A 25982-nucleotide genomic window follows, 5' to 3' on the forward strand; every position below is an offset into this window, starting at 1 on the left:
AACCGGTATCCACGTCGCGCGGAAACGCTTCCCTGTTCCGTTGGCCCGCATCAATGCCTCGCTCACATCTTCTTCCAGTCGCCGATCTGCTCGAAGGCGTGGGCGGCGCGGTAGATGGTGGATTCCTCGAACATGCGGCCGACCAGCATCAGGCCGACGGGCAGGCCGTCGACCATGCCGCAGGGCAGCGACATCGCGGGATGATGGGTGATGTCGAACGGCGCAGTGTTGGAGATCATCTCCAGCGCACGTGCGACATAGTCCTCGCGGCTGGCCGTGGGCTCCGGCAGCTTCGTCGCCTTCATCGGCGTGGTCGGCAGCAGCAGCAAATCGTAGTCTTTGAAGGCCTTGTCATAGGCCGCGGTTAGGCGTCGCGAGATGTTGAGCGCCTTGCCGTAATAGCGCGGACCAAAAGTGTTATTGATGTAGGTGCCGAGCAGCAGGAACAGCTTTGTGGTCTCGGACAGGGAATCCGCCTGCCGCCGCCAGCCGCGATGGAAGTCCATCAATGTGGTCGAATAGAGATCCGAGCGGGACAGGCCATAGCCGTCGCCATACATCATGGTCTGGGTCATGCCCTCGGTGCCGATCGGCGTCCATATCGCGGGACCCATGAGATGCATCGGGATCGAAACGGTCTCGACCGTGGCGCCGAGATCCCTGAAACGCTTTGCGGCCTCCCGCACGCTTTCGTTCACGGCGGCCTCCGCGTTCGCCTGCTCAAAGCCTTCCTTGAGGATGCCGATCTTCATGCCCTTGACGCCCTGGCCGAGCGCCTTGGTGTACTCCTCGACCTTGGGCGCCTTGATGCGGGGATCGTAGCCGTCGTCGCCGGCCAGCACCTCCAGCAGCAGCGCGTTGTCGGCGACGGTCGCCGTCATCGGGCCGGTGTGATCGACGAACACCTCGATCGGCATGATGCCGGTGTAGGGCACGAGGCCCCAGGTCGGCTTCATGCCGTAGGTGCCGCAGAACGAGGACGGCATGCGGATCGAACCACCTTGGTCACCGCCGATTGCCATGTCGACCTCGCCGAGCGCGACGACGACGCCTGAGCCTGACGACGAGCCGCCGGCCGAATAGCCCATCTTGTGCGGATTGTGGACGGCGCCGACCGCGTTGGTGTGGCTGCCGCCGGACATGCAGAAGGATTCGCAATGGACTTTTCCGGCGATCTCGGCGCCTGCATCGAGCATGCGGGTGACGATGGTGGCGTCGAAATCGGGGACGTAACCTTCGAGCGTCGCCGAGCCGTTCATCATGGGAACGCCGGCGAGCATGATGTTGTCTTTCAGGGCGACCGTCTTGCCCTTGAGCTTGCCGCTCGCCGCACCCTTCACGGTCGACTTGCGATACCAAGCGTTGCGCGGGTTCTCTTCCGGCGAGGGCCGATAACCCGGCGTGCGCGGATATTTGACCTCCGGCACCTCGTCCGGCATGGCTCCGACCAGATTGTAGGCTTCGATCGAGCCCTGCATCAGGCCGCGGAACGAGGCGACATCGTCGTCGGTCAGCGAAAGGCCGCACTGGTCGGCGACGCTGCGCAATTGGGCTGGCGTGGGAAGGACAACTGTCACGGCGCTCTCCTGAAGTTTCTTGATCCCTGGCATCGGACGGAAGCCGTCCTGCGCCTGCATGGCGTCGGTCGGGCGGCTTCGCCTCAATATTACAGACGGAAATATTTTCCTTTTCAAGTATTATTTTGGATTTCCGCCTGTGCACGTCACTGCGCCCGCATCAGATCGGTTTGATCAGCTTGAAGTCGAGGCCATCCGCCCCGGCGAGATACATTTGCATCCGGGTGTGACCGTTGCTGACCGTGACGGGGCCGCGCGCGCCGCCATAGACGATGTTGCGGCCGGCCGCGAGCATCGGCCCCATCGCCAACGTGCCCGCCTTGTTCGCCACGGCCTCGAGGAAGCGCAGTCCCTCATAGCTGGATTGACCGAGCGACCCGATCGGGGGCCCGTTCGGCCCGAACATCGCGCGATAGCGGCTCTGGAAGTCGTCATTGGCCCGCGATCCGATGCCGGGGAAATAGCCGGAGGCGCAGAACAGGTTCTCGCTGTTGTCGGCGCCGATTCCGAGCAGCACGGTCTCGTCCATCGCCCCGGCCAGCCGCAGCGTCGTGGCGCCGAGGCCGCATTCGCCGAACGCGCGATTGAACGTGATGCTGTCGGTGCCGATCAACGAGATCAGGACGACGTCCGGCCTCGCGGCACGGATGCGCTCCAGGTGCGGCTCGTGGTTGTCTTCGCCGAGGGGAACGAACTCTTCGCCGACGACATGGCCGCCGGCCTCCTTGATGTAGCGCTTCACCGCGCGGTGCGATTGCCAGGGCCAGACATAGTCGCTGCCGATCAGGTACCAGCGTGCCGCCTTCTTGACGTCGGCAAGCCAGTGGATCGAGGGGCGGCTCTGCCAGCGCGGCGTCTCGCCGATCGCCATGACGCCCGGCGTCTGCTCGCCGCCCTCGTAAACGGGCGTGTAGATGTAGGGAATGCGGTGGCGCGTGGTGACCTTGCGCAGCGCCACGCGCACCGCGCTGGTATGCAGTCCGACGATGAGATCGATCTCATCGGACGCGATCGCCTGCTCGGCGCGGCTCAGAATCCCGTCGAGCGGGCCGCCCGCGTCATAGATCGAAAGCTCGATTTCGCGCCCGAGAATGCCGCCGCGCTTGTTGATCTCGGCGACCGCGAGCTGCGCGCTGCTTGTCGCGCACGGGCCCCAAACGCCGGGCGAGCCGGTGCAGCACATGAAGCCCCCGATGCGGAGCTTGTTGTGTGCGCCGCGGCGCTTCATGAAATGCGCGTCAGTCGGCGACAGATCGAAATCCGCTGCCGCGGACGACAGATTCCTGAACAGCAAGGACGGCGGTAACGCCGGACCGCCGTGAGCCGGGAAGTTTACCGTCGCGCGCACGCCAACTCCTGTCTGAGACCAGACTTGAAAGCTCATTCGAGAGGCGGCCGCGGCACCCGCCCTATTGTTGGGCAATATCCTATTTTGAAAATATTGAATATTCAAGAATTGAAGTGCATATAGATGCAGCATCGATTGCAAGACATTCACTCATTTGGGTCAAGACAAAGTCTTAGCCGTGGCAAAACCGAACACCCCGATCACCGAACACCTCGCCTACCTGCTCGCGCAAGCCAACCGGGAGATCAACCGGCAGCTCGAACTGCGGTTGAGCAAGGAAGGCGTGCCCGTCGAGCAGTGGCGCATCCTGAAAGTCCTGTCGGACGGCAACGGCCATTCGATGGGCGAGCTCGCCGATGCCGTGCTGCTCAACCATCCGACGCTGACCAAGATGATCGACCGCATGGTCTCCGACACGCTGGTCTATCGCGTGCAGGACCCGAACGATCGCCGCAAGGTCCTGATGTTCATCTCCGATCGCGGCAAGGTGCTGAGCAAGAAGCTCAACTCGCTCGCGGTCGACCAGGAGGAGCACATCCTGGAGAGCTACGGCGACAAGTCGACGAGCGAGCTGAAGCGGCTGCTGGAGAGCTTGATCGACAGTTCGAATTGAGTGGTGCGTTTAGCTAGCTCTCTCGACACGGTCGTCCCGACGATGGAGATGGAGCTGCGCGCCACATACTCGATGTCATCGCCCGATTTAATCGGGCGATCCAGTATTCCAGAGACTGATGTGATTTGAACCGAGAAGCCGCGGCGTACTGGGTCGCCCGGCTAAACCGGGCGACGACAGCGGAGAGTGAGGCGCCGACGTCGGCGCCTCACATTCAAACCTTAGGCATACCGCCCGTGGCAGTGCTTGTACTTCTTGCCTGAGCCGCAGGGGCAATCCTCGTTGCGGCCGATCTTGCCCCAGCTTGCCGGGTTCTTGGGATCGCGCAACGCGGCGTCGGTGGCCTGCGCTCCGAGTGTGACGCTGGCGAGCGCCATTTCATCCTCGCCGGTGTTCGGGTCGAACTTGTGCGCTTCCATCGGCGGCAGCACCGGGGCTTCCTGCTCCGGCGGCACGATCTCGACCCGCATCAGCTGCGCCGTGACGGCCTCGCGCAGATGCGCGCTCATCTCCTGGAAGAGGTTGAACGCTTCGGTCTTGTACTCCTGCAACGGATCGCGCTGGCCGTAGCCGCGCAGGCCGATGACCTGGCGCAGATGGTCGAGCATGATCAGATGCTCGCGCCAGAGATGGTCGAGCGTCTGCAGCAGAATGGTCTTCTCGACGTAACGCATCACGTCGGGGCCCCATTGCCCGACCTTGGCCGCCATGTGCTCGTCGGCCCGGGTCTCGATGCGCGTGAGCAGCTCCTCGTCGGCGATGCCCTCTTCCTTGGCCCAGTCCTCGACCGGCAGGTCGAGATCGAGCACGCGCTTGAGCTCTTCCTTCAGGCCCGCGACGTCCCACTGCTCGGCATAGGCATGCTCGGGCACGTGCTTGGCGACGAGGTCGTCGATGAAGGCGTGGCGCATGTCGGCGACGGTCTCGGCGACGCTGTCGTCCTTCATCAGGTCGACGCGCTGGTCGAAGATCACCTTGCGCTGGTCGTTCTGGACGTTGTCGAACTTGAGCAAATTCTTGCGGATGTCGAAGTTGCGGGCCTCGACCTTCTGCTGCGCCTTTTCGAGCGCCTTGTTGATCCAGGGATGGATAATGGCCTCGCCCTCCTGCAGGCCGAGACGCTGCAGCATGCTGTCGAGGCGATCCGAGCCGAAGATGCGCATCAGATCGTCTTCCAGCGACAGGAAGAATTTGGAGCGGCCGGGGTCGCCCTGACGGCCGGAACGGCCGCGGAGCTGGTTGTCGATGCGGCGGGATTCGTGGCGTTCGGAGCCCATGATGTAGAGGCCACCGGGCTTCTTCACGGTCTTGGCCGGCTTCGAACCCTTCGCCGGCTCGATCTCGACCTCTTCCTCGGCCTTCAGCACGATCTCGCGGAAATGCTCGATGTCGGCCTTGATCTGTTCGATCTTCAAGGCCTTCTCGGCCTCGTCCTCGATCGAAGCGGCCTCCTGCTGGATGCGCATTTCCAGCGAGCCGCCGAGCTTGATGTCGGTGCCGCGGCCGGCCATGTTGGTCGCGATCGTGATCGCGCCGGGGACGCCGGCTTCCGCGACGATGTAGGCTTCCTGCTCGTGGAAGCGCGCGTTCAGCACCGCGAACAGCTTTGCCGGTTTGCCGGCGCGGGCCGCGGCGTACAGCTTCTGCATCGAATTTTCGTTGCCGAAATCGATCTGCCGATAGCCGTGCTTCTTGAGATATTCGGCGATCACTTCCGATTTTTCGATCGAGGCGGTGCCGACCAGCACGGGCTGCAGCCGCGCATTGGCGCGCTCGATCTCGGCCAGGATCGCGGCGTATTTCTCGTTCTGGGTGCGATAGACCTCGTCGTCCTCGTCGAGACGGGCGACCGGCAAATTGGTCGGGATCTCCACGACCTCGAGCTTGTAGATGTCGAACAGTTCGTCGGCTTCGGTCAGCGCCGTGCCGGTCATGCCGGCGAGCTTTTCGTACATCCGGAAATAGTTCTGGAAGGTGATCGAGGCCAGCGTCTGGTTTTCGGGCTGGACCTGCACGTGCTCCTTGGCTTCCAGCGCCTGATGCAGGCCTTCGGAATAGCGGCGGCCCTGCATCATGCGGCCGGTGAACTCGTCGATGATGACGACCTCGTCGTCGCGGACGATGTAGTCCTTGTCGCGCGTGAACAGCGTGTGGGCGCGCAGCGCCTGGTTGATGTGGTGCACGACGGAGACGTTCTCGACGTCGTAGAGCGACTCGCCCTTGAGCTGTCCGGCATCGCGCAGCAGCGTTTCGATCTTCTCCATGCCGGCTTCGGTCAGCGTCACCGTGCGCTGCTTCTCGTCGACGTCGTAGTCGGACTTGTCGAGCTTGGGCAGGAAGCCGTCGATGGTGTTGTAGAAGTCGGAGCGGTCGTCGAGCGGGCCGGAGATGATCAGCGGCGTGCGCGCTTCGTCGATCAGGATGGAGTCGACTTCGTCGACGATCGCATAGAAGTGCGGCCGCTGGACCATGTCCTCGAGCCGGTACTTCATGTTGTCGCGCAGATAGTCGAAGCCGTATTCGTTGTTGGTGCCGTAGGTGATGTCGCAGGCATAGGCCATCTTGCGCTCGGAATCGTCGAGGCCGTGCACGATCACGCCGGTGGTCAAGCCGAGGAAGCCGTAGATCTGGCCCATCCAGTCGGAGTCGCGGCGGGCGAGGTAGTCGTTGACGGTGACGACGTGGACGCCCTTGCCGGCGAGCGCGTTGAGATAGACCGCGAGCGTTGCAACCAGGGTCTTGCCTTCGCCGGTCTTCATCTCGGCGATGTCGCCCTCGTGCAGCACCATGCCGCCGATCAGCTGGACATCGAAATGGCGCTGGCCGAGCGTGCGCTTGGCGGCTTCGCGGACCGTGGCGAAAGCGGGGACCAGGAGGTCGTCCAGCGTCTTGCCCTCGGCGAGCTGCTTCCTGAACTCGGCGGTGCGGGCCTTGAGGGCCTCGTCGGAGAGTTTCGAGACCTCGGGCTCCAGCGCGTTGATCGCGTTGACGCGGGACTGATATCCCTTCACCCGCCGGTCGTTGGCGGAGCCGAAAAACTTGCGGGCGAGCGCGCCGATCATGCTTAGTTCCTGTGTTCGCGATTCAACCGCGTTCGCGTTGCAGCCAAGAGGTTGTCACCCGCCTGCCTATCAACTCACCGTGACGCCTGCTGGGCGCCGGAGCCCCGTCTGCGGGGGGTCCATCCGCCATATGGGTGGGAGTTGGGCAAGTCTGGGTTCAACGGCCAAAAACGCAGCAAAATAAACGCCATCGCATGGACGCGACCGGGCAGAGATATGGCCCGGTCAGGGCCTTGTCAACGGCGGGTGCATTGCGGCTAATTCATCATTTTGACAGACTTTTCGCGTTGCCAAGGCCCCCTGAATTGGGCGAGTGTCCGCCCCGCTCGAGCAGCCCCCTGCTTCAACAAAAGGATTTTCCATGACCACCTCGTTCCCGGTAACCAAAACCGGCCTGCGCTTCGGCCTCGCCACCGCCCTCGTGGGCTGCCTTGCGCTGGCGCTGATCGCGGGTCCCGGCCGGGCTGCCGACGATCCGGTGCTGGCGAAGGTCAATGGCGCTGAAATCAAGAAGAGCGACGTCGCCATGGCCGAAGAGGAACTCGGGCCGAGCCTCGCCCAGATGGACCCGGCGACCAAGGACGAGAACGTCCTGTCCTTCCTGATCGACATGAAGATCGTCGGCAAGGCCGCCGAGGACAAGAAGCTCGCCGACGGCGAGGAGTTCAAGAAGCGGCTCGCGTTCGCCCGCAACCGCCTGCTGATGGACAGCCTGCTCGCCGGCGAGGGCAAGGCCGCCACCACCCCGGATGCCATGAAGAAGGTCTATGAGGAGGCCTCCAAGCAGATCACCGGCGAGCAGGAAGTGCACGCCCGCCACATCCTGGTCGAGACCGAGGACGAGGCCAAGGCGGTGAAGGCCGAGCTCGACAAGGGGGCCGATTTCGCCGAACTCGCCAAGAAGAAGTCCAAGGATCCGGGCTCGGCCGACGGCGGCGACCTCGGCTTCTTCACCAAGGAGCAGATGGTGCCGGAATTCTCGGCAATCGCCTTCGCGCTCGAGCCGGGCAAGATCTCCGACCCCGTGAAGTCGCAGTTCGGCTGGCACGTCATCAAGGTCGAGGAAAAGCGCAGCCGCAAGGCGCCTGATTTCGAGCAGGTCAAGGCGCAGATCGAGCAGTATGTCACCCGCAAGGCCCAGGCCGACTATGTCGCCAAGCTGCGCGCGGAAGCCAAGGTCGAGCGGCTGGACCAGCCGGCGGATGCGGCCAAGGACGCGAAGCCGGCTGATGCGGCCAAGCCTGCCGATGCCAAGCCTGCCGATGCGAAGCCGTCCGACAGCAAGATGGCTCCGCCCGCGAAGAAGTAAGAATTCGCTGTCACTTCAGTGACGTGAAGAGTATCTAAGCCTTTGTGATGCCCGGCCCCCGCGCCGGGCATCTGCATATCCAGATCCCATCAAGGCGCCCGCGATGTCCTCCTCCGTCTCTCCCCTCGCCCCGAAGAATGTTCCGAACATGCCCGTGATCGCGGGGGTCCGTCTCGCGACGGCCGAGGCCGGCATCCGCTACAAGAACCGCACCGACGTGCTGCTCGCGGTGATGGACAAGGGCACCGCGGTCGCAGGCGTCTTCACCAAGTCGAAATGCCCCTCCGCGCCGGTGGAATGGTGCCGCGCCAAGCTCAAGGGCGGCAAGGCGCGCGCGCTGGTGGTCAATTCCGGCAACGCCAATGCCTTTACCGGCAAGACCGGTCGCAGCTCCACCGCACTGACCGCCAGGATCGCGGCCAAGGCCGTGGGCTGCACCGAGGGAGAAATCTTCCTGGCCTCGACCGGCGTGATCGGCGAGCCCCTGGACGCGACCAAGTTCGACGGCGTGCTTGGTCGGCTCGCGGAGACCGCCGAGGCCGGCGATTATCTCGCCGCCGCCAAGGCGATCATGACCACCGACACCTTCCCGAAGGTCGCGACAGCGACCGTGAAGCTCGGCAAGGCCAAGGTCACGATCAACGGCATGGCCAAGGGCGCCGGCATGATCGCGCCCGATATGGCGACGATGCTGTCCTTCATCTTCACCGACGCACCGATCGCGCCTGCCGCGCTGCAGGCGCTGCTCAAGAGTGGCGTCGAAGACACGTTCAATGCGGTCACGATCGACGGCGACACCTCGACCTCGGACACGCTGCTGGCCTTTGCCACCGGTGCTGCTGCAGAACACGGCGCGCCGAAGATCAGCCGGGCCAGCGACCCGCGCCTGAAAGCCTTCGTCAAGGCCTTCAACCAGGTGCTCGCCAATCTTTCCGAGCAGGTGGCCCGCGACGGCGAAGGCGCGCGCAAGCTGGTCGAGATCACCGTCGAGGGAGCCAAGACCAAGGTTTCGGCGCGCAAGATCGCGATGTCGATCGCGAACTCGCCGCTGGTGAAGACCGCTATCGCCGGCGAGGACGCCAATTGGGGCCGCGTGGTGATGGCGGTCGGCAAGGCCGGCGAGCCGGCCGACCGCGACAAGCTCTCGATCTCCTTCAACGGCATCCGCGTCGCCAAGAACGGCGCGCGCGATCCGTCCTATGACGAGGCGCAGGTGTCGGAAGCCATGAAGGCGCCGGAGATCGCGATCAAGGTCTCGCTCGGCCTCGGCAAGGGCCGCGATCGCGTGCTGACCTGCGACCTCACCAAGGAGTATGTCGCGATCAACGGGGATTACAGGTCGTAGAGTCTACGGCTGTCTCACCCTGCAATCCGCGCGTCGGCGACCGCCTTCTTGAACAGCGCGTTCATCGCGGCCGAAATGCCCTGGGTGGGGCTAACCTCGAAATAGAATCCCGGCGAAGCGCAGCTCTCCATGTTCTGCGCGATCTTGCTGTTCGGAGACGGCCCCCACGGCCCGGAATTAAAGGGCGATATCCATGTGTTGTACCAGCCGTCAGTAGGCGGTTGGTATGTCGTGTACAGCACCGCGATCTTGATGCCCCGGTTCTTGATGGTCGTGCAGAGCGCCGGATTGATCGGCGACTGACAGCGGTTCGATGACGCGAGAGGATACGAAGAAGACGAGACACTACACATCGTCGTGCCCGAGTTGGCTTCGTCAGCGACCCCATCGGATACAAAAAACAGATATTTCAGCGGTGACGCGGACGTACCTGCTCCAGGCGAGGCGATTGCGCTATTGATTGCGGGAAAAATAGTGGTGAGGGGAGTATCTTTGTCGATAGTGTACACGTCATTCTGACCGGCAACCGCCATCAGGTCGATGTTTCCCGCCGCCGTCTTGGCGGAGGTCAGGCTCGACGAGAGCGCGAACAGATTTCTCAATCCGATCGTCGCCGACGAAGCGCCGAAATCGTAGATCGCCATTCTGAACTGGTTCGCGTAGGTCTGCGTGCTCTGGGCCGTGTCCATCAAGTTCGCGCTCGCCTGGCGCACCACGTCAATTCGGGTCGTGATGCCATTTGCTTTGGCGATGTCGTAGTTGCTTGTGCCGGCCGCCTTGGTGGTGTCGTGACAGGCAAATGCACATCCACCCGTCTTCGCCTGCAAATTCGTGATGTCGGTCGGCGTCGCTGCGACACCCATCGACGGAGAATTGTCCAGCAGGAGATAGAAGTCGACATAGAGCGGCATATTGACCGTCGACGCCGACGTGCCGCTCATGGTCAGCGTGGTCTTGCCCATCAAACCGAGAAACATGGTGTTGATGGAGGCGGTGAACGAGACGGTCGAGTTGATGGTCGAGCCGGTCTTGACGACGGTCTGGGTGACGCTGTTGAGCGTATAGCCGGTCAGGTTGGCGCGATTGGCATCGAAGATTTTCTGGGCGTCGGTGACGCCGACCGCGATCGAGCCGTCCGTGGTCATCGAGCCCGCGGCGGCAAACCCCGGCGAGGCTTTGGCGATGGCACCGACGCTGGCCGCGTCGGCCGCGCCCTGAAGTTTCGCCCGGACCTGCGTCGCGCGGGAGTAGTCGATTGCACTGCCGACGAACGTGATCAGAGGCACGCAGCAGATTGCGAAGATCACCGCCACATTGCCGCGCCGGTCGCGGAGGAACCGGCGGAAGATGGTACGACACTCAGCGCGCATGGATCTGGCCCGGATTGGTTTCGGCGTTTCCACTCTAGGAACCGTGGATTAAATATGACTTATGGAGACCTCGGAAACACGGGCCTTAACAGGGTTAACGAACCGTTGCGAATGACCTTCAGCGAGCGACATTCCAGGCATGGCTGATCTCAAACTGACGCTGGTGGTGGCCTGCGCGCTGGTCGACGCCGACAACCGCGTCCTGATCGCGCAGCGCCCCGAGGGCAAGACGCTGGCCGGCCTCTGGGAATTTCCCGGCGGCAAGTGTGAGCCCGGCGAGCGGCCGGAACAGAGCCTGATCCGCGAACTCCACGAGGAGCTGGGCATCACCGTCGCGGAGCCCTGCCTGGCGCCGCTGACATTCGCAAGCTACGGCTACGAGACCTTTCACCTCCTGATGCCGCTCTACATCTGCCGGCGCTGGGAGGGACAGGTCATGCCACGCGAAGCCCAGACCCTCGCCTGGGTCCGCGCCAACAAGCTGCGCGACTATCCCATGCCGCCCGCGGACATTCCGCTGATCCCGCATTTGATTGATCTGCTGATGTGAGCTCAGACCTCATCCTGAGGAGACCGCGCAGCGGTCGTCTCGAAGGATGGCTGCGGATGAGAGCCGGGCCTGCATGGTTCGAGACGGCGCTGACGCGCCTCCTCACCATGAGGATTACTCTTTCCCCGCCTTCTTCACCGCCTCCGCCAGGCTCGCCTTCGCTGAGCCGGGCTTGAGCGGCTGCTGCTGGCTCGCATGCGGGGCCCAGCCGGAGAGCCAGATGATATCAAATGTCGCACGGATGCGGCCGTCGGCATCGGCAAAGCGTTCCGCGTAAATTTCCGCCATCCGCAGCAGCGTCGATCGCCGGCTCGGCGTGCGCCGCCGTTCGATCAGCACATTGGCGGCGCCCATGCGCCTGATATCCTGCATCAGCGCGAACGCGTTGGCGTAGCGCACCACGACGCGGTCGACGTCGGTGACCGGCAGCGCAAACCCCGCCCGCTGCAACAGCGCGCCAACGTCGCGCAGATCGGCAAACGGTGCGACGCGCGGCGACACGCCGCCCTCGCATTCGGCCTCGGCGGCGGCAAAAGCCTGGCGCAGCTCGGTCAGGCTGTCGCCGCCGATCATCGCCGCCAGCAGCAGGCCGTCCGGCCTCAGCGCGCGACGGATTTGCGCAAGTACCCCCGGCAGATCGTTGACGAATTGCAGCGCCAGCGCCGAGACCACGAGGTCGAGGCTTTCGGGCGCAAAGGGCAGCTTCTCCGCACCCGACGCATCGAGATTAATGCGCTCGATCGAGGGCAGTCGCGCGCACAGCACCGCCAGACCCTCGCCGGGCGTCCAGAGATCGACCGCTGTATGAAACTCCCGCATCACCGCGGCCAGCCGGTCGGACATGTCCTCGGCGACCCGATCCAGCAGGAAGCTCACGGCACCTTGCGCCTGCGCGCGGCGCTGTCGCGCATGCAGCAAAGCACGATCGAACAAAGCGGGCGGGGTTTGCGGATCTTGAGCCATGCCGCTGGTTACGCCGATCGCGACGGTTCTGGCAATCCGGTGCGTGGGGCGCTAGCTTTCGGCCATGGCATCCGACGCCGCCCCTTCTCGTTCCATCGCCGCCCCCTTGCGTGCCGCATGGACGGCTGGCCGGCACGTGCTGTCACGTGCAGCACGGCTTGCGCTCGACATCGCGCTGCCGACGCTATGCGTGTCCTGCCGCGAGCCGGTTGACGGCGAGGGCGTGTGCGCGGCGTGCTGGGCACGGCTGTCGTTCATCGAACGGCCCTACTGCCCGCGGCTCGGCATTCCTTTTGTGTACGATCCCGGCCCCGACATGCTGTCGATGGAGGCGATCGCGAGCCCGCCGGCCTACCAGCGGGCGCGCGCTGCGGTGCGTTATGACGACGTCGCGCGCACCCTGGTGCATGCGCTGAAATACCAGGACCGCACGGATCTGGCGCCTGCCATGGGCCGCTGGATGGCGCGCGCGGGCGGCGAGCTGCTCGCCGAGGCCGACATGCTGGTGCCCGTTCCCCTGCATTGGCGAAGGGCCTGGCGCCGCCGTTACAACCAGTCCGGGGCGCTGGCGCGGATCATCGAGCGGCAGAGCGGGGTGAAAGCGAAGCCCGAGGTGCTGCGCCGGGTGCGCGCGACCGAGCAGCAAATCGGCCTGTCGCGAGCCCAGCGCGCCACCAATGTGCAGGGCGCATTCCAGGTATCCCCCGACCGTCAGGCGGAGGTCCAGGGTCGGCGCATTGTCCTCGTCGACGACGTCCTGACGTCGGGTGCGACACTGGATGCCTGTGCGCGGGCCCTGCTCCGGGCCAAGGCGGCGCAAGTGGATGTGCTGGTGTTTGCCCGGGTTGTCGAGAGCCGGTGAAGTCCCATATAATTCAATGAATTCATGACATGAGAGCGCCAGACAAGATGACCGCTGCTGTCGAGATCTACACGAGGCCGGGCTGCGGCTATTGTTCCGCCGCCAGGTCGCTGCTGACCCGCAAGAAGGCGACCTTCACGGAGTTCGATATCGCCAAGAACCCGTCCTGGCGCCAGGAGATGTACGATCGCGCCGGCGAGGGCTCGACCTTCCCGCAGATCTGGATCGGCGGAACCCATGTCGGAGGCTGCGACGAGCTCTACGCGCTCGATCGCGAAGGCAAGCTCGACGCCATGCTCGAAAGCGTCAAGGCGGAGTCATGAGCGACAACAGGCCCTTCACGGCGGCGATGGTGCAGATGCGCACCGGCCTGATGCCCGAGCCGAGCCTCGCGCAGGCCACCAGGCTGATCCGCCAGGCTGCGGCCGATGGCGCCGACTACGTGCAGACGCCCGAAGTCAGCAACATGATGCAGCTCAACCGCAAGGCACTGTTCGAGCACCTTCAGAGCCAAGACGACGACAACTCGCTGAGGGCCTACCGGGCGCTCGCGGCCGAACTGAAGATCCACATCCATGTCGGCTCGCTGGCGCTGCGCTTTTCGGACGAAAAAGCGGTCAACCGCTCCTTCCTGATCGGGCCCGAGGGCAATGTGCTCGCGAGCTACGACAAGATCCACATGTTCGACATCGAGCTGCCGGACGGCGAGAGCTATCGCGAATCCGCCAATTACCAGCCGGGCGAGACGGCCGTGATCTCCGACCTGCCCTGGGGCCGCGTTGGCCTGACGATCTGTTATGACGTGCGCTTCCCCGCGCTCTACCGCGCGCTGGCCGAAAGCGGCGCGTATTTCATCACGGTGCCCTCGGCCTTCACCCGCAAGACCGGCGAGGCGCATTGGCACGTGCTGTTGCGTGCGCGCGCGATCGAGACCGGGTGCTTCATCTTCGCCGCGGCGCAGGCAGGCCTGCATGAGAACAAGCGCGAGACCTATGGCCATTCGCTGATCATCGATCCCTGGGGCGAGATCCTCGCCGAAGGCGACGTCGAGCCCGGCATCATCATGGCAAAAATCGACCCGGCCAAGGTCGAGACCGCGCGCCGCGCGATCCCCTCGCTCCAGCACGGCCGCCGCTTCGGCGTCGCCGACCCCAAGGCGGGGCCGGACCATCTGCACCTCGTGCGGGGATCGGCATGATCCGCTACGCGCTCCGCTGCGACCGGAGCCACGACTTCGAGAGTTGGTTCCAGAGCTCGGCCGCGTACGATTCTCAGGTGAAGCGCAAGCTCGTGACCTGCCCGATCTGCGGCTCGGCCAAGGTCGAAAAGGCGATCATGGCGCCGCGCGTCGTCGGCAAGAAGGGCCGCGGACGCGCCACGCCGCCGCCTGAGCCCACCGCCACGACGCCCGCGCCCGCGCCCGAGGCTGCGCAATCCGCACCGACCTCGCTGTTGATGGCGCAGGAGCGCGAGCTGCGTGCCAAGCTCAAAGAGCTGCGCGATCACATCGTGAAGAACGCCGACAATGTCGGTGAGCGATTCGCCACCGAAGCCCGCGCGATGCATTACGGCGACAAGGAGCACCGTCCGATCTACGGCGAGGCCTCACCCGACGAGGCCAAGTCGCTGATCGACGAAGGCATCGAGGTGTCGCCGCTGCCGACGCTGCCGGAAGATCGGAATTAGGCTCCCACCAGCACTGCGACGCCGAGCACGATCAGCGCGATGCCAATGATCTCGCGCGGCGCGATCGGCTGCTTGAACGAGTAATAGGCCACGCCTTGCGCAAACAGTACCTCGATCAAGGCGAGCGTGCGGACATTGGCGGCGGCCGTCAGCGCAAAGGCGAGGAACCAGAACTGCGAGGCGAAGGCGCCGGTGAAGCCGGCCAGCATCGAGGGTCGCCACATCGAGAGGATGCCCTGAAGCACTTTTGGCGCGCGCCAAAGCAGGTAGATCGTCAGGATCAGCGTCTGCACGAACAGGCCGAGCACCAGCGTGAACGATGCCGCCGTCACGAACGAGACATCAGGCACGTTGATGATGGCGCCGCGGAAACCGACCGCTGACAACGCGAACGCTGCCGCCGCGACGAGGCCGGTGATGGTCGGCTTCAATTCGGCAAAGCTCTTCTCGCCACCGGGACGCAGCGCGGTGATGACGACGCCGATGGTCGCGATCACGATCGCAAGCACCTTGAGCCATGTCAGATGATCGCCGAGAAAGACGAAGCCGAAGATGGCGGTCTGGATCGCCTCGGTTTTCAAATAGGCCGTCGTCACCACGAAAGAGCGCTCGTTCATGGCGAGCAGCATCAGGCCGGTCGCGACGATCTGGCTGAGGGCGCCGAGCAGGAGCCACGGCCAGAACACGCCGGGCGGCATGCCGAGATGATCGCCGGTCGCGACCAGCACCACCGCGAGAAACAGCAGCGAGAACGGAAAGCCGAACAGGAAGCGGATATTGGTTGCGCCCCAGGTCCCCAGCGGCTTCGTCAGCGATCGCTGCATCGCATTGCGCGCGACCTGGCCGAGCGCGGCAATGACGGTAAAGGGAATCCAGAGGCTGGCGATGGTGAACATGGGGAAATGGGTGGGAGGGCCAATGATTGCGGCCAACGTGCCGCCAGGACTCAATCAGGTCAATCACGCCCACGTCATAGGTGCGATGCCTTCGCCAAATTCAATCGTCGTCCTGGACAAGCGAAGCGCAGATCCAGGACCCATTACCCCAGGGAGTGATTTGGCGAAGACTCGTGCTTATCAGCCTACGCCTAACTGGGGTAATGGGTCCTGGCCTTCGCCAGGACGACGCCGAATGTCTGGAAGCGGCGCGGCCTCACACCATGCCTTCCGCCACCACCATGTAGTTCACGTCCATGTCTGACGAGAGGGTCCATCTGTCGGCGAAGGGGCTGTAGACGACGCCGGTCTGCTCGGTAATGACCAGGCGGTTGTCGAGCAGGTATTTCGTCAGCTCGTCGGGGGTGACGAACTTGTTCCACTCGTGGGTGCCGCGCGGCAGCCAGCGCAGGACGTATTCGGCGCCGACGATGGCGAGCGCAAAGCTCTTCCAGTTCCTGTTCAGCGTCGAGACCACCATCAGGCCGTTCGGCTTCAGCATCGCCGCGCAGCGCTTCAGGAAAACGCCGACGTCGACGACGTGCTCGACCACCTCCATCGCCAGCACGATGTCGAAGCGCTCGCGCGGGTCGATCTCCTCCACCGTGGTGCAGCGATAGTCGATCGCGAGATGCGCCTTGTCGGCATGCAGCTTCGCGGCCGCGATGTTGCTGACCGACGGATCGACGCCGATGACCTGCGCGCCCAGGCGCGACAGCGGCTCGCAGAGCAGGCCGGCGCCGCAGCCGATGTCGAGCACGCGCAGACCGCCGAGGCAGTTGAGGCTGCGCACATTACGCTCGAACTTGCGGCAGGCGGCGTCGCGGATGTAGCCGAGCCGCAGCGGGTTGATCCGGTGCAGCGGCGCCATCTTGCCATTGGGGTCCCACCACTCGGCCGAAAGCTTTGAGAATTTCGCGATCTCGGCGGCGTCGACGGTCGAGCCCGGCTGCGGGCTTGCGGTTGCGGAAGTATCTTGCTGCATGCTCATGGGTTGCGCGCGGTCCTACCGCGTGGTGATCGAACTGCGGAAGGCGAGCGGCGAGGCGATGGTCCGGATGGTTTCGCGACCTTCCCCCACGCCGTTGATCGTCACGTCGCCATAGTTGAGAATACGTCCAAGAATGGTCTGATTCACATCGACGCTCTCGACCTTGTCCAGCGCCATCTCGAAGGTGCGGCGCTTGATGAAGCCGGTCTTGTGCACGACCCGCAAATTGGTCACGTCGGTCTCGGTGGTAAAGCGATGGAACCAGCCCTTCACAGCCCAGTACAGCGCCGCCAGAGCCACCAGGCCGGCCGCGACGAGACAGAGCAGGACAAGCCCCTCGACGATGGTTTGCCGGGACAGGACGAACAGGATCAGCGCCACGATCCAGGCCAGGATCGCCGGAAAATAGAAGATCCAGTGCGCATTGGTCGAATACAGCACCTTCTCGCCAGGCTGCAGGATCTCGTCGATATAGCGCGCCATGATCTCGGTTAACCCACTACCCCGCACCCTGCCCCGCAGGAACCCGCTTGCCCCCGGCCCCGCCGCTATGTATACGCGCGGTCGGTGTCCGCGAGGCCCGTCCAGTGCGGGCCACCATACTGATCCTTATGAAGGAATGCACGCGTCGTCATGAGCCGCCTCGTGATGAAATTCGGCGGCACGTCCGTCGCCAACATCGAACGTATCCGCAACGTCGCACGCCATGTGAAGCGTGAGGTCGACGCCGGCCATGAAGTGGCCGTGGTCGTCTCGGCGATGTCCGGTAAAACCAACGAGCTGGTGGCCTGGTGCACCGAGGCCTCGCCGATGCACGACGCGCGCGAATATGACGCCGTGGTCGCCTCGGGCGAACAGGTGACCTCCGGCCTGCTTGCCATCGTGCTTCAGGGCATGGGTATCCAGGCCCGCTCCTGGCAGGGCTGGCAGATCCCGATCGCGACCAGCAACGCCCATGCTTCGGCCCGGATCGAGGGCATCGACGGCAGCGAGATCATCAAGCGCTTCAGGGAACGCAAGGAAGTCGCCGTGATCGCCGGCTTCCAGGGCATCAACCCGGAGACCAACCGCATCACCACGCTCGGCCGCGGCGGCTCCGACACCTCGGCCGTGGCAATCGCCGCCGCCGTCAAGGCGGACCGCTGCGACATCTACACCGACGTCGACGGTGTCTACACCACCGATCCGCGAATCGTGCCGAAGGCCAAGAGGCTCGACAAGATCGCGTTCGAAGACATGCTGGAGCTGGCCTCCCAGGGCGCCAAGGTGCTCCAGGTCCGCTCCGTGGAACTCGGTATGGTCCACAACATGCCGATTTTCGTCCGCTCGAGCTTCGACAAGCCCGAGGATATCGACCCGCATGCCAACCAGCCGCCCGGCACGCTGATCTGCAGCGAGGAGGAGATCATGGAAAGCCACGTCGTCACCGGCATCGCCTTTTCGAAGGACGAGGCCCAGATCTCGGTACGCCAGATCGAGGACAAGCCGGGCGTTGCGGCGTCGATCTTCGGCCCGCTCGCGGATGCCAACATCAACGTCGACATGATCGTGCAGAACGTCTCCGAGGACGGCAAGACCACCGACCTCACCTTCACGGTCCCGGCCGCCGACTACACCAGGGCCAAGGAGACGATCACCGCGGCCAAGAGCCAGATCAATTATGCCCGACTCGACACCGCGACCGACGTCGCCAAGATCTCGGTGATCGGCAGCGGCATGCGCAGCCATGCCGGCGTTGCCGCCCAAGCGTTCTCAGCCCTCGCGGGACGGAATATCAACATCCGGGCCATTACAACCTCCGAGATCAAATTCTCGGTTCTGATCGACACCGCCTATACCGAGCTTGCGGTGCGCACCCTGCACACGCTCTACGGTCTCGATCAGGCTTAGGCTAATTTTCTCTTAGCGGTCGCAGCAAACGCGAAGGTGTCCACACTTTCGCGTTTGGCAGGCGTTTTGCTTGGCAAAACAAGCCCCAATTCGCTATACGGCGAACAGGGTGGGCTGCCGGAAACTGTGCCCCAGTTGAGGCGGTGCTGATTCGGCCCAGGCAACCGCCGGGGCCGGCGCCGGACGAGCAAATTTGTTGTTTTTCTGGATTTCTGGGCGAGCCGCCGCGGGTCATTTCGACCCCGGCAGACGTAGGAGATTGACGGTTCATGCGGAGCGCGTCGGGAGGTCCCCGCGTCTTGTTGAGACGGCTCCGCGAAACCATGGCGGAGCAGGTCTCGGCCCAGGAGCGGCTGGACAAGATTGTGGTGCTGATCGCCGCCAACATGGTGGCCGAGGTGTGCTCGGTCTATGTGCTGCGCGTCGACAACACGCTCGAGCTCTATGCCACCGAAGGCCTCAACCGCGAGGCGGTGCACCACACCGTGCTGACCGCCCATGAGGGCTTGGTTGGCCTTGTGGCCAGCGAGGCGACCCCACTCAATCTGAACGACGCACAGAGTCACCCGGCGTTCTCGTTCCGCCCCGAGACCGGCGAAGAAATCTACCACTCCTTCCTCGGCGTGCCGGTCCTGCGCGCCGGCAACACGCTCGGCGTGCTGGTGGTGCAGAACCGCGCCAAGCGCAACTATGTCGAGGAGGAGCTCGAGGCGCTTCAGACCACCGCGATGGTGCTGGCGGAGCTGATCGCCTCCGGCGAGCTGTCTGCGCTGGCCCAGCCGGGCCATGAGCCCGCGGCACGTCATTCGGCGCAGAAGGTCGGCGCCATCCTGTCGGAAGGCATCGCGCTCGGCCATGTCGTGCTGCACGAGCCGCGCGTCGTCATCAAGGACTACATCGCCGAGGACCTGCCGAAGGAGATCAAGCGGCTCGACACCGCGCTCGCCAAGCTGCGCGCCGATCTCGACCGCATGCTGGAGCGCGGCGACGTCGCGGAAGGCGGCGAGCATCGCGAGGTGCTGGAAGCCTACCGCATGTTCGCCAACGACCAGGGCTGGTCGCACAAGCTGCACGAGGCGGTCGCCACCGGCCTCACGGCGGAAGCCGCCGTCGAGCGTGTGCAATCCGACACCCGCGCGCGCATGCTGCGCTCGACCGATCCCTATTTGCGCGACCGGCTGCATGATCTCGAGGATCTCGGCTATCGCCTGATGCGCCAGCTGGTCGGCCAGGATCACGCGCCGTCACGCGAACAATTGCCCGACAATGCCATCGTCATCGCGCGCGCGATGGGCCCGGCGGCGCTGCTCGACTATGACCGCAAGCGCCTGCGCGGCATCATATTGGAGGAAGGCACCGCCAATTCCCACGTCTCGATCGTGGCGCGCGCGCTCGGCATTCCCGCGGTCGGCGAAGTGCCGAACGCGCCTGGCATCGCCGATCCCGGCGACGCCGTCATCGTCGACGGCACCTCCGGCATGATCTATGTGCGCCCGTCGCAGGAGGTCGAAGCGGCCTTCGCAGAGCGCGTGCGCTTCCGCGCCCGCCGCCAGGCGCAGTATCTGGCGCTGCGCGACCTGCCCTGCGTCACCAAAGACGGCCAGAAGGTCGAGCTGATGATCAATGCGGGTCTCGCGATCGACCTGCCGCATATCGAAGACACCGGCAGCGCCGGCATCGGCCTGTTCCGCACCGAGCTGCAATTCATGGTCGGCCAGAGCCTGCCGCGCACCAGCGACCAGCTCGCGCTCTATCGCACCGTGCTGGATGCCGCCGGCACGAAGCCCGTCACCTTCCGCACCCTTGACATCGGCGGCGACAAGGCGCTGCCTTACATGGAAGCGGTGATCGAGGAGAATCCCGCGCTCGGATGGCGCGCGATCCGGCTCGGGCTCGACCGTCCCGGCCTGTTGCGCGGCCAGATCCGCGCGTTGCTGCGCGCCGGAGGTGGCCGCGCGCTGCGCATCATGTTCCCGATGATCTCGGAGGTCGCCGAATTCGATTCGGCGAAGGCGCTGGTCGAGCGCGAGCTGACCTATCTGCGCCAGCACGGCCACACGCTGCCTGAAAGAATCGACATCGGCACCATGGTCGAGGTGCCGGCGCTGCTCTATCAGCTCGACGAACTCCTCAAGAAGGTCGACTTCATCTCGGTCGGATCCAACGATCTGTTCCAGTTCCTGTTCGCGGTCGACCGCGGCAACGCAAAAGTCTCCGAGCGCTTCGACACCATGTCGGCGCCGATCCTGCGCGCGCTTCGCGACATCGCACGCAAGACGCAAGCCGCGAAGAAATCGCTGTCGCTCTGCGGCGAGATGGCGTCGAAGCCGATCGGCGCGCTGGCGCTGATCGCGATGGGCTATCGCTCGCTGTCGCTCTCGGCCACCGCGCTCGGCCCGGTCAAGGCGATGGTGATCGATCTCGACGCCAAGAAGGCCGAAGCGATGCTCGGCCCGTTGCTGGACGCGCCCGCCGGCAGCGTCTCGATCCGGCAGAAGCTGACGGAATTTGCCGAGGCCGAAGGCCTGGCGTTGTAGCGGGCCTGTCGCCGCTTCCCGCCGCCTCGCCCTTTTCCGCATTTTGAGACTGAACCGATGTCGTCACTCCCCGAAGCCAAACTGGACGTCCTGCTCGCGCATCACGCCTCGCTGGAGGCCGAATCGCTCGGTCAGCTCGCTTCCGAACGCTATGTGCAGATCACGCGTGAGCTCTCCGAGCTCACGCCATTGATCGAAGCGGTCAAGACCTATCGATCGGCCGTCAAGGAGCTCGCCGACACCGAAGCGCTGATCGCCGACCCCGCGACCGATGCGGAGATGCGCGCCATGGCGGAAGCCGAGCGCGACGAGCTGACGCCAAGGATCGAGGAGCTGGTCCAGAAGATCCGCGTCGCGCTGCTGCCGAAGGACGCGATGGATGACCGCAACGTGGTGCTGGAAATCCGCGCCGGCACCGGCGGCGACGAGGCTTCGCTGTTCGCCGGCGATTTGTTCCGGATGTACGAGCGCTTCGCGGCCCTGCAGGGCTGGAAGGTCGAGGTGATCTCGGCCAGCGAAGGCAGCGTCGGCGGCTATAAGGAAATCATCGCGGAGGTGCAGGGCCGCGGCGCGTTCTCGAAGCTGAAGTTCGAATCCGGCGTGCACCGCGTACAGCGCGTGCCGGACACCGAGACGCAGGGGCGCATCCACACATCCGCCGCCACCGTCGCCGTGATGCCCGAGGTCGAGGAGGTCGATGTCGAGATCCGGAACGATGATTTGCGTATCGAGACGATGCGCGCCGGAGGCGCCGGCGGCCAGCACGTCAACAAGACCGAATCGGCGATCCGCATCACCCACATCCCGACCGGCATCGTGGTGATGATGCAGGACAGCCGCTCGCAGCACAAAAATCGCGCTTCCGCCATGAACATCCTGCGTTCGCGCATCTACGACGCCGAGCAGCAACGTCTCGACGCGGCGCGCTCGGCCGAGCGCAAGGAGAAGGTCGGCTCCGGCGACCGCAGCGAGCGCATCCGCACTTACAATTTTCCGCAAGGACGTGTCACCGATCACCGCATCAATTTGACGCTCTACAAGCTGCCGCAGGTGATCGCGGGCGAAGCGCTGGGCGAACTGACCGACGCGCTGACCACCGAACACCAGGCCGCGCAGCTCGCCGCCCAGGGCGCGGCGGCGTAAAGCTCGCGGCTTCGCGCTTTCTTCAGCGTGTCCTCAGCGTCTCTTTGCTCGAAACGCTCGCAGGATCTTGCCCAAACCGGGCGCGGCGGCGCTGAGCTCGTCCAGATGGATGCGCGAGAGGGATCGCAGCTTCCGCTCGCCCTTCGCTGTCAGCTTGACCAAGACGCGCCGCGCATCATCGGGGTCGGCTTCCCGGCCAATCAGCTTCAGTTTCGCCATGCGATCCACCAGCTCCACCGCGGTGTGGTGCCGGATCAGCAGGAAGCGCGCGATGTCGCCGACGCTGGCGCCATCAGGGGCAGCCAATCCCTTGATCGCCAGCAGCGCCTGGTGCTGCTGCGGCGTCAACCCGGCGCTCTGAGCCGCGGCTTCGCTGAAGGCCAGGAAGGTTCGGAGCTGATAGCGAAACTGCGCAAGCGCCGCGTAGTCGGCCTCGCGCATCGCGCCACTCTTTGTGGGCACAGCACGCGCCGGGCGTGTCGTCTTCCGCTTCGATGGGGCCATTCCCTGCCTGCGACGTCGAGCCAGCCGGTGCAACGGGCGGCCTCACCGAGACTAGCAAGGAAGGTCAGGCCGAACCAACCGACCGGCGCCCCGGATGCACAAATATCGCCACCTATTCGAAGCTGGACAGCAGGATCTTCACCAGGATGACCTGTAACGCGATCGGGATGCGGACGCTCTTCCGCCGGATCGAGCGCTGCAGCGCGCCGGCAATCTCGGAGCTGGTCAAGGTACCGGCGGATGCATTGGTAATCATCTCCGCCCACATCTGCGACAGCGAGCCGCCGGGTGGGATCACCGGCTTGATGGTCACGCCGCAGCCCTGCGCCCAGTCGATGATCTCCCTCATCGTGTGAGGGCCGCAATTGCGCGCGGTGGCGAGGCGTTCAGCCGTCAGAGCAAGCAGCAATTCGCGCGAGGGCGACCAATTCCCCTTCGGCGGCTGCTCGGCAGTGAGCTCGACCGCGAGCTCCTTGAGGACGTTCTGGGCGCGCACGCTCAGCTTCTGCATCGGACCGGGTGCGCGCTTCGCCTGAACGGGGCCGACGGCGGGCCCGCGCCGGCCGGCCGGCCAGTTGCGCGGATCGGGCATGCGCGAGGCATCGCCGGACTGCGGTGTCGCTCGCTGTCCGTTCGCCTCTTCCACTGGCCACCCTGCCTCCTGCCGCTCCGCACCTTGCGGCCAAGACCGTCGCTTCCGGGTACCCGCCACCGTCGTCTGCCGCGCCATTTCTCTCGCCGAACCCGCCAGCCTCGTACTCACAAAGACTAATATATATCGTGATGCGATATGTTTTCACGAGATAATTTTCGGCGTTCGACCAAAGACGAAATTGACAGAAGGCGTTCACAAGCAATGCTTGCGTCCAAGAGCTACACGCGGATGTGACGTGCCCGGCGCGGGCAGGCCCTTGAGGCCGGCTGCCCCCGGACAGGACGTGCTTTGCCTGCAAACAAGAACGATGTTCGGAGGAAACGATCATGACTGACAATCTCATCCGCCGCGGCCTCTCGCGCCGTGGCCTGCTTCAGACCACCGCGGGCCTCATCGGCGGCGCGGTTCTGCCCGGGATGCCGGCGTTTGCCGAGGACAAGCTGGCGATCGGCTCCTACCCCGCCGGGGTCTCGGGCTCCACCGCCTTCATCGGCATCTCCGTGCCGCGCACCGGCACCTATGCCGTACAGGGTGAAGACGAGCTCAAGGGCTATCAGCTCGCGATCGAGCACATCAACAGCGGGCACGACCTGATCAAGAAGATATCGCCGAAGACCAGCAAGGGCGTGCTCGGTAAGGAGCTGAAGTTCGGCGTCGCCGATTCCGCGGCCAAGCCAAACGAGGCGGTGCAGGCGCAGCAGCGCTTCATCAGCGAGAACAAGGCGATCATGATCACCGGCGGCACGTCGAGCGCCGTTGCAGTGGCGCTGAACAAACTCGCCCAGCGCGAACACGTCATTTTCGTGTGTGGCATTTCCGGCTCGAACGATACCACTGGCAAGGATTGCGTCCGCTACGGCTTTCGCCAGAACTTCTACGGCCAGACTGCGGCTGCAGCGATCGGCCCGGTGATGGTACGTGAGTTCGGTAAGGGCAAGAAGGCCGCGTATCTCACGCCTGATTACACCTACGGCCACACCGTCACCAAATCCATGCAGGATTTCCTCGCAACAGCGGGCTGGACGACGACCACCAACCAGGTGGCGCCCCTCGGCGCACCCGACTATTCCTCCTATCTGCTGAACGTCGCGAATTCAGGCGCCGATGTGCTCATCAACGTCAATTGGGGACACGACGCCGTGCTGTCGACACAACAGGCCAAGCAGTTCGGCGTGCTCGACAAGATGAAGCTGGTCGTCCCCTACCAGGTGCCTTTCATCGCGCGCGAGACCGGCGGCCTGATGCAGGGCGTCTACGCCGCCACCGATTATTGGTGGACCATCGAAGACAAATTCCCGCTCGCCAAGATGTTCAACGAAGCATTCGAGAAGAAGTACGGCTACAAGCCCGAATGGGGCGCGGAGAACGCCTATGTCAGCTTCGCGCATTGGGCGCACATGTGCGAGCAGGCCGGCAGCTTCAGCCCGCCCGACGTGATCAAGGCCTACGAGAAGGGCGAGACGATCCCCTCCCTGGTGGGCGAAGTGCATTACCGTCCCGAGGACCATCAGTGCGTCCGGCCGGTGATCATCGTCAAGGGCAAGCAGCAAAAGGACATGAAGAACAAGGAAGACTGGTACGACGTCGTCGAGATCGTCCCGGGGGAGAGCCTGATGCAGAAGCCGGACGCCTTCGGCTGCCATCTCGGCGACTACAGCTGAGACCTCGCTAACCCCTGTGACGCCGCGGACTGCACTCCGGTCCTGCGGCGTCACCCTTTTTTGGACGCGCACCATCGCGCGCCACAACAGCGATTGTCGCATGATAAGTTGGCCCAACCTCGTTTCGCAGCTTTTCAACGGGCTCGCGCTCGGCGCCCTGCTCGCGCTGATCAGCTCCGGCCTGACCATCATCTACGGCACGCTCGGCGTGCTCAACCTCGCGCACGGCGCGATGTTCATGATCGGCGGCTATGCCGGCTTCGTCGCCTACCAGTACACGGAGTCGTTCATCCTCGCCGTGATCGCGGGTTCGCTGTTCGTGATGCTGCTCGGCGTTCTCATGGAACGCGTCATCATCCGCCATTTCTATCACCGCCCGCACGAGGATCAGCTGCTCGTGACCTTCGGGCTAGGCATCTGTTTCGTCGAGCTCGTGCGCCTGATCTTCTCGAGCCAGTCGCAGCTGGTGCCGCCGCCGGCCCTGTTCCGGGGCATCACCAATCTCGGCTTCATGTTCTATCCGACCTACCGCCTCGCCGTCGTCGGCATCGTCGCGGTCGCCCTCGGCGCACTTTTTATCGTCCTTTACCGGACCCGGCTGGGCATGATTGTGCGCGCCGGCATCGAGGATTCGGTGATGGTCGATTCGCTCGGCATCAATGTCTATCGCGTCTTCATGGTGGTGTTCGGCATCGGCGCAATGGCCGCCGGCTTTGCCGGCATCGTCAACGCGCCGGTGGTGTCGCTGACACCGGGCATCGGTGACGACATCCTGGTCCAGACCTTCGTGGTGGTGGTGATCGGCGGCGTCGGCTCGTTCCCCGGCGCAATTCTGGGCGGCCTGATCGCCGGCGAGATCATCAGCGTCACCTCCATGTTCAACCCCGGCTACGCCTATGTGATGCTGTTTGCGGCGATGACGCTCGTGCTCGTGGTACGACCGCATGGCCTGCTCGGCGTCCAAGGCCGCGAGTAAGCGAT

Annotated in this window: 23 protein-coding genes; 13 read left to right on the forward strand and 10 right to left on the reverse strand. The window is 64.3% G+C overall.

The genetic code is table 11. The features are described from left to right. Positions 1–62 precede the first annotated feature (62 nt). Together IVB41_RS15810 and IVB41_RS15815 are read right to left on the reverse strand one after the other, a co-directional pair. Complete coding sequence (locus IVB41_RS15810) at positions 63–1577, reverse strand: amidase (protein ID WP_247363084.1); 1515 nt, start codon at positions 1575–1577, stop codon at positions 63–65. A gap of 160 nt (positions 1578–1737) precedes the next feature. Further along, positions 1738–2925 carry a substrate-binding domain-containing protein gene (locus IVB41_RS15815; RefSeq protein WP_247432507.1) on the reverse strand — a complete coding sequence of 396 codons (1188 nt, stop codon included), beginning with the start codon at positions 2923–2925 and terminating at the stop codon, positions 1738–1740. A gap of 178 nt (positions 2926–3103) precedes the next feature. Between IVB41_RS15815 and IVB41_RS15820 the strand changes: the two genes are divergently transcribed. After that, entirely contained in the window at positions 3104–3538 is a 435-nt protein-coding gene (locus IVB41_RS15820) for a MarR family winged helix-turn-helix transcriptional regulator (RefSeq protein ID WP_007599198.1), read from the forward strand. A 221-nt stretch (positions 3539–3759) separates the two neighbouring features. On the opposite strand, the gene secA is transcribed toward IVB41_RS15820, so the two are convergent. Next, complete coding sequence (gene secA / locus IVB41_RS15825; protein ID WP_247282987.1) at positions 3760–6600, reverse strand: preprotein translocase subunit SecA; 2841 nt, start codon at positions 6598–6600, stop codon at positions 3760–3762. A 361-nt stretch (positions 6601–6961) separates the two neighbouring features. Between secA and IVB41_RS15830 the strand changes: the two genes are divergently transcribed. Together IVB41_RS15830 and argJ are read left to right on the forward strand one after the other, a co-directional pair. After that, positions 6962–7909: a peptidylprolyl isomerase gene (locus tag IVB41_RS15830; protein WP_027567997.1), complete on the forward strand. Its 948-nt coding sequence runs from the start codon at positions 6962–6964 to the stop codon at positions 7907–7909. A gap of 103 nt (positions 7910–8012) precedes the next feature. Further along, positions 8013–9254 (forward strand): bifunctional glutamate N-acetyltransferase/amino-acid acetyltransferase ArgJ, encoded by a 1242-nt coding sequence (gene argJ, locus IVB41_RS15835; RefSeq protein ID WP_247432510.1) that lies wholly within the window; start codon positions 8013–8015, stop codon positions 9252–9254. A gap of 14 nt (positions 9255–9268) precedes the next feature. Here the strand turns inward: argJ and IVB41_RS15840 are convergent, their stop codons facing one another. Beyond that, the gene (locus IVB41_RS15840; RefSeq protein ID WP_027567999.1) at positions 9269–10624 is read right to left on the reverse strand and encodes a TadE/TadG family type IV pilus assembly protein; all 1356 of its coding nucleotides are present in this window, start codon (positions 10622–10624) and stop codon (positions 9269–9271) included. A 139-nt stretch (positions 10625–10763) separates the two neighbouring features. Between IVB41_RS15840 and IVB41_RS15845 the strand changes: the two genes are divergently transcribed. Further along, the gene (locus tag IVB41_RS15845) at positions 10764–11174 is read left to right on the forward strand and encodes a (deoxy)nucleoside triphosphate pyrophosphohydrolase (RefSeq protein ID WP_247432513.1); all 411 of its coding nucleotides are present in this window, start codon (positions 10764–10766) and stop codon (positions 11172–11174) included. Between the two features lie 114 nt (positions 11175–11288). Here the strand turns inward: IVB41_RS15845 and IVB41_RS15850 are convergent, their stop codons facing one another. Then, positions 11289–12137, reverse strand: a complete 849-nt coding sequence (locus IVB41_RS15850) for a methyltransferase domain-containing protein (protein ID WP_247432516.1) — start codon at positions 12135–12137, stop codon at positions 11289–11291. A 64-nt stretch (positions 12138–12201) separates the two neighbouring features. Here IVB41_RS15850 and IVB41_RS15855 point away from each other — a divergent pair, with 64 nt between their 5' ends. Genes IVB41_RS15855 through IVB41_RS15870 form a run of 4 tightly spaced genes read left to right on the forward strand, consistent with a single transcriptional unit; the run spans position 12202 to position 14685 of the window. Further along, positions 12202–12999 (forward strand): ComF family protein, encoded by a 798-nt coding sequence (locus IVB41_RS15855; RefSeq protein WP_247432520.1) that lies wholly within the window; start codon positions 12202–12204, stop codon positions 12997–12999. 47 nt (positions 13000–13046) lie between these two features. After that, positions 13047–13322, forward strand: coding sequence for a glutaredoxin 3 (gene grxC, locus IVB41_RS15860; protein WP_247284080.1), 276 nt, complete (start codon positions 13047–13049; stop codon positions 13320–13322). Continuing rightward, positions 13319–14197 (forward strand): carbon-nitrogen hydrolase family protein, encoded by an 879-nt coding sequence (locus tag IVB41_RS15865; protein WP_247432522.1) that lies wholly within the window; start codon positions 13319–13321, stop codon positions 14195–14197. Before grxC ends, IVB41_RS15865 begins: the two co-directional genes overlap by 4 nt. After that, positions 14194–14685 carry a DUF1178 family protein gene (locus IVB41_RS15870; RefSeq protein ID WP_247282973.1) on the forward strand — a complete coding sequence of 164 codons (492 nt, stop codon included), beginning with the start codon at positions 14194–14196 and terminating at the stop codon, positions 14683–14685. Before IVB41_RS15865 ends, IVB41_RS15870 begins: the two co-directional genes overlap by 4 nt. On the opposite strand, the gene IVB41_RS15875 is transcribed toward IVB41_RS15870, so the two are convergent. From IVB41_RS15875 to IVB41_RS15885, 3 genes are all read right to left on the reverse strand, one after another. Next, positions 14682–15581: an EamA family transporter gene (locus IVB41_RS15875; RefSeq protein WP_247432525.1), complete on the reverse strand. Its 900-nt coding sequence runs from the start codon at positions 15579–15581 to the stop codon at positions 14682–14684. The two genes, IVB41_RS15870 and IVB41_RS15875, sit on opposite strands and share 4 nt — an antisense overlap. A 256-nt stretch (positions 15582–15837) precedes the next feature. Beyond that, positions 15838–16611: a bifunctional 2-polyprenyl-6-hydroxyphenol methylase/3-demethylubiquinol 3-O-methyltransferase UbiG gene (gene ubiG / locus IVB41_RS15880; protein ID WP_247432528.1), complete on the reverse strand. Its 774-nt coding sequence runs from the start codon at positions 16609–16611 to the stop codon at positions 15838–15840. Between the two features lie 15 nt (positions 16612–16626). After that, positions 16627–17094: a PH domain-containing protein gene (locus tag IVB41_RS15885; protein ID WP_247432532.1), complete on the reverse strand. Its 468-nt coding sequence runs from the start codon at positions 17092–17094 to the stop codon at positions 16627–16629. Between the two features lie 150 nt (positions 17095–17244). Here IVB41_RS15885 and IVB41_RS15890 point away from each other — a divergent pair, with 150 nt between their 5' ends. From IVB41_RS15890 to prfA, 3 genes are all read left to right on the forward strand, one after another. Next, positions 17245–18501, forward strand: coding sequence for an aspartate kinase (locus IVB41_RS15890; RefSeq protein WP_247432535.1), 1257 nt, complete (start codon positions 17245–17247; stop codon positions 18499–18501). Positions 18502–18770: 269 nt separating this feature from the next. Next, positions 18771–21038 (forward strand): phosphoenolpyruvate--protein phosphotransferase, encoded by a 2268-nt coding sequence (ptsP, locus tag IVB41_RS15895; RefSeq protein WP_247432538.1) that lies wholly within the window; start codon positions 18771–18773, stop codon positions 21036–21038. Positions 21039–21095: 57 nt separating this feature from the next. Further along, the gene (gene prfA, locus IVB41_RS15900) at positions 21096–22181 is read left to right on the forward strand and encodes a peptide chain release factor 1 (RefSeq protein ID WP_247432541.1); all 1086 of its coding nucleotides are present in this window, start codon (positions 21096–21098) and stop codon (positions 22179–22181) included. Positions 22182–22214: 33 nt separating this feature from the next. On the opposite strand, the gene IVB41_RS15905 is transcribed toward prfA, so the two are convergent. Beyond that, positions 22215–22685 (reverse strand): MarR family winged helix-turn-helix transcriptional regulator, encoded by a 471-nt coding sequence (locus tag IVB41_RS15905; protein WP_247284068.1) that lies wholly within the window; start codon positions 22683–22685, stop codon positions 22215–22217. Between the two features lie 112 nt (positions 22686–22797). Beyond that, positions 22798–23331 carry a hypothetical protein gene (locus IVB41_RS15910; protein WP_247282963.1) on the reverse strand — a complete coding sequence of 178 codons (534 nt, stop codon included), beginning with the start codon at positions 23329–23331 and terminating at the stop codon, positions 22798–22800. A 335-nt stretch (positions 23332–23666) separates the two neighbouring features. Here IVB41_RS15910 and IVB41_RS15915 point away from each other — a divergent pair, with 335 nt between their 5' ends. Beyond that, the gene (locus IVB41_RS15915; RefSeq protein ID WP_027568014.1) at positions 23667–25001 is read left to right on the forward strand and encodes a substrate-binding protein; all 1335 of its coding nucleotides are present in this window, start codon (positions 23667–23669) and stop codon (positions 24999–25001) included. A gap of 100 nt (positions 25002–25101) precedes the next feature. Beyond that, entirely contained in the window at positions 25102–25977 is an 876-nt protein-coding gene (locus IVB41_RS15920; protein ID WP_247282961.1) for a branched-chain amino acid ABC transporter permease, read from the forward strand. Positions 25978–25982: the final 5 nt, after the last annotated feature.

Origin of the sequence: Bradyrhizobium sp. 44 (assembly GCF_023073095.1) — a bacterium.
Classification (GTDB): Bacteria; Pseudomonadota; Alphaproteobacteria; order Rhizobiales; family Xanthobacteraceae; genus Bradyrhizobium.

Excerpts from the sequence above, each read along its gene's own strand:
- secA (WP_247282987.1), bottom strand. The coding sequence starts at position 6,600 with ATGATCGGCGCGCTCGCCCGCAAGTTTTTCGGCTCCGCCAACGACCGG.
- IVB41_RS15830 (WP_027567997.1), top strand. The coding sequence starts at position 6,962 with ATGACCACCTCGTTCCCGGTAACCAAAACCGGCCTGCGCTTCGGCCTC.
- argJ (WP_247432510.1), top strand. The coding sequence starts at position 8,013 with ATGTCCTCCTCCGTCTCTCCCCTCGCCCCGAAGAATGTTCCGAACATG.
- IVB41_RS15840 (WP_027567999.1), bottom strand. The coding sequence starts at position 10,624 with ATGCGCGCTGAGTGTCGTACCATCTTCCGCCGGTTCCTCCGCGACCGG.
- IVB41_RS15845 (WP_247432513.1), top strand. The coding sequence starts at position 10,764 with ATGGCTGATCTCAAACTGACGCTGGTGGTGGCCTGCGCGCTGGTCGAC.
- IVB41_RS15850 (WP_247432516.1), bottom strand. The coding sequence starts at position 12,137 with ATGGCTCAAGATCCGCAAACCCCGCCCGCTTTGTTCGATCGTGCTTTG.
- IVB41_RS15855 (WP_247432520.1), top strand. The coding sequence starts at position 12,202 with ATGGCATCCGACGCCGCCCCTTCTCGTTCCATCGCCGCCCCCTTGCGT.
- grxC (WP_247284080.1), top strand. The coding sequence starts at position 13,047 with ATGACCGCTGCTGTCGAGATCTACACGAGGCCGGGCTGCGGCTATTGT.
- IVB41_RS15865 (WP_247432522.1), top strand. The coding sequence starts at position 13,319 with ATGAGCGACAACAGGCCCTTCACGGCGGCGATGGTGCAGATGCGCACC.
- IVB41_RS15870 (WP_247282973.1), top strand. The coding sequence starts at position 14,194 with ATGATCCGCTACGCGCTCCGCTGCGACCGGAGCCACGACTTCGAGAGT.
- IVB41_RS15875 (WP_247432525.1), bottom strand. The coding sequence starts at position 15,581 with ATGTTCACCATCGCCAGCCTCTGGATTCCCTTTACCGTCATTGCCGCG.
- ubiG (WP_247432528.1), bottom strand. The coding sequence starts at position 16,611 with ATGAGCATGCAGCAAGATACTTCCGCAACCGCAAGCCCGCAGCCGGGC.
- IVB41_RS15885 (WP_247432532.1), bottom strand. The coding sequence starts at position 17,094 with ATGGCGCGCTATATCGACGAGATCCTGCAGCCTGGCGAGAAGGTGCTG.
- IVB41_RS15890 (WP_247432535.1), top strand. The coding sequence starts at position 17,245 with ATGAGCCGCCTCGTGATGAAATTCGGCGGCACGTCCGTCGCCAACATC.
- ptsP (WP_247432538.1), top strand. The coding sequence starts at position 18,771 with ATGCGGAGCGCGTCGGGAGGTCCCCGCGTCTTGTTGAGACGGCTCCGC.
- prfA (WP_247432541.1), top strand. The coding sequence starts at position 21,096 with ATGTCGTCACTCCCCGAAGCCAAACTGGACGTCCTGCTCGCGCATCAC.
- IVB41_RS15905 (WP_247284068.1), bottom strand. The coding sequence starts at position 22,685 with ATGGCCCCATCGAAGCGGAAGACGACACGCCCGGCGCGTGCTGTGCCC.
- IVB41_RS15915 (WP_027568014.1), top strand. The coding sequence starts at position 23,667 with ATGACTGACAATCTCATCCGCCGCGGCCTCTCGCGCCGTGGCCTGCTT.
- IVB41_RS15920 (WP_247282961.1), top strand. The coding sequence starts at position 25,102 with ATGATAAGTTGGCCCAACCTCGTTTCGCAGCTTTTCAACGGGCTCGCG.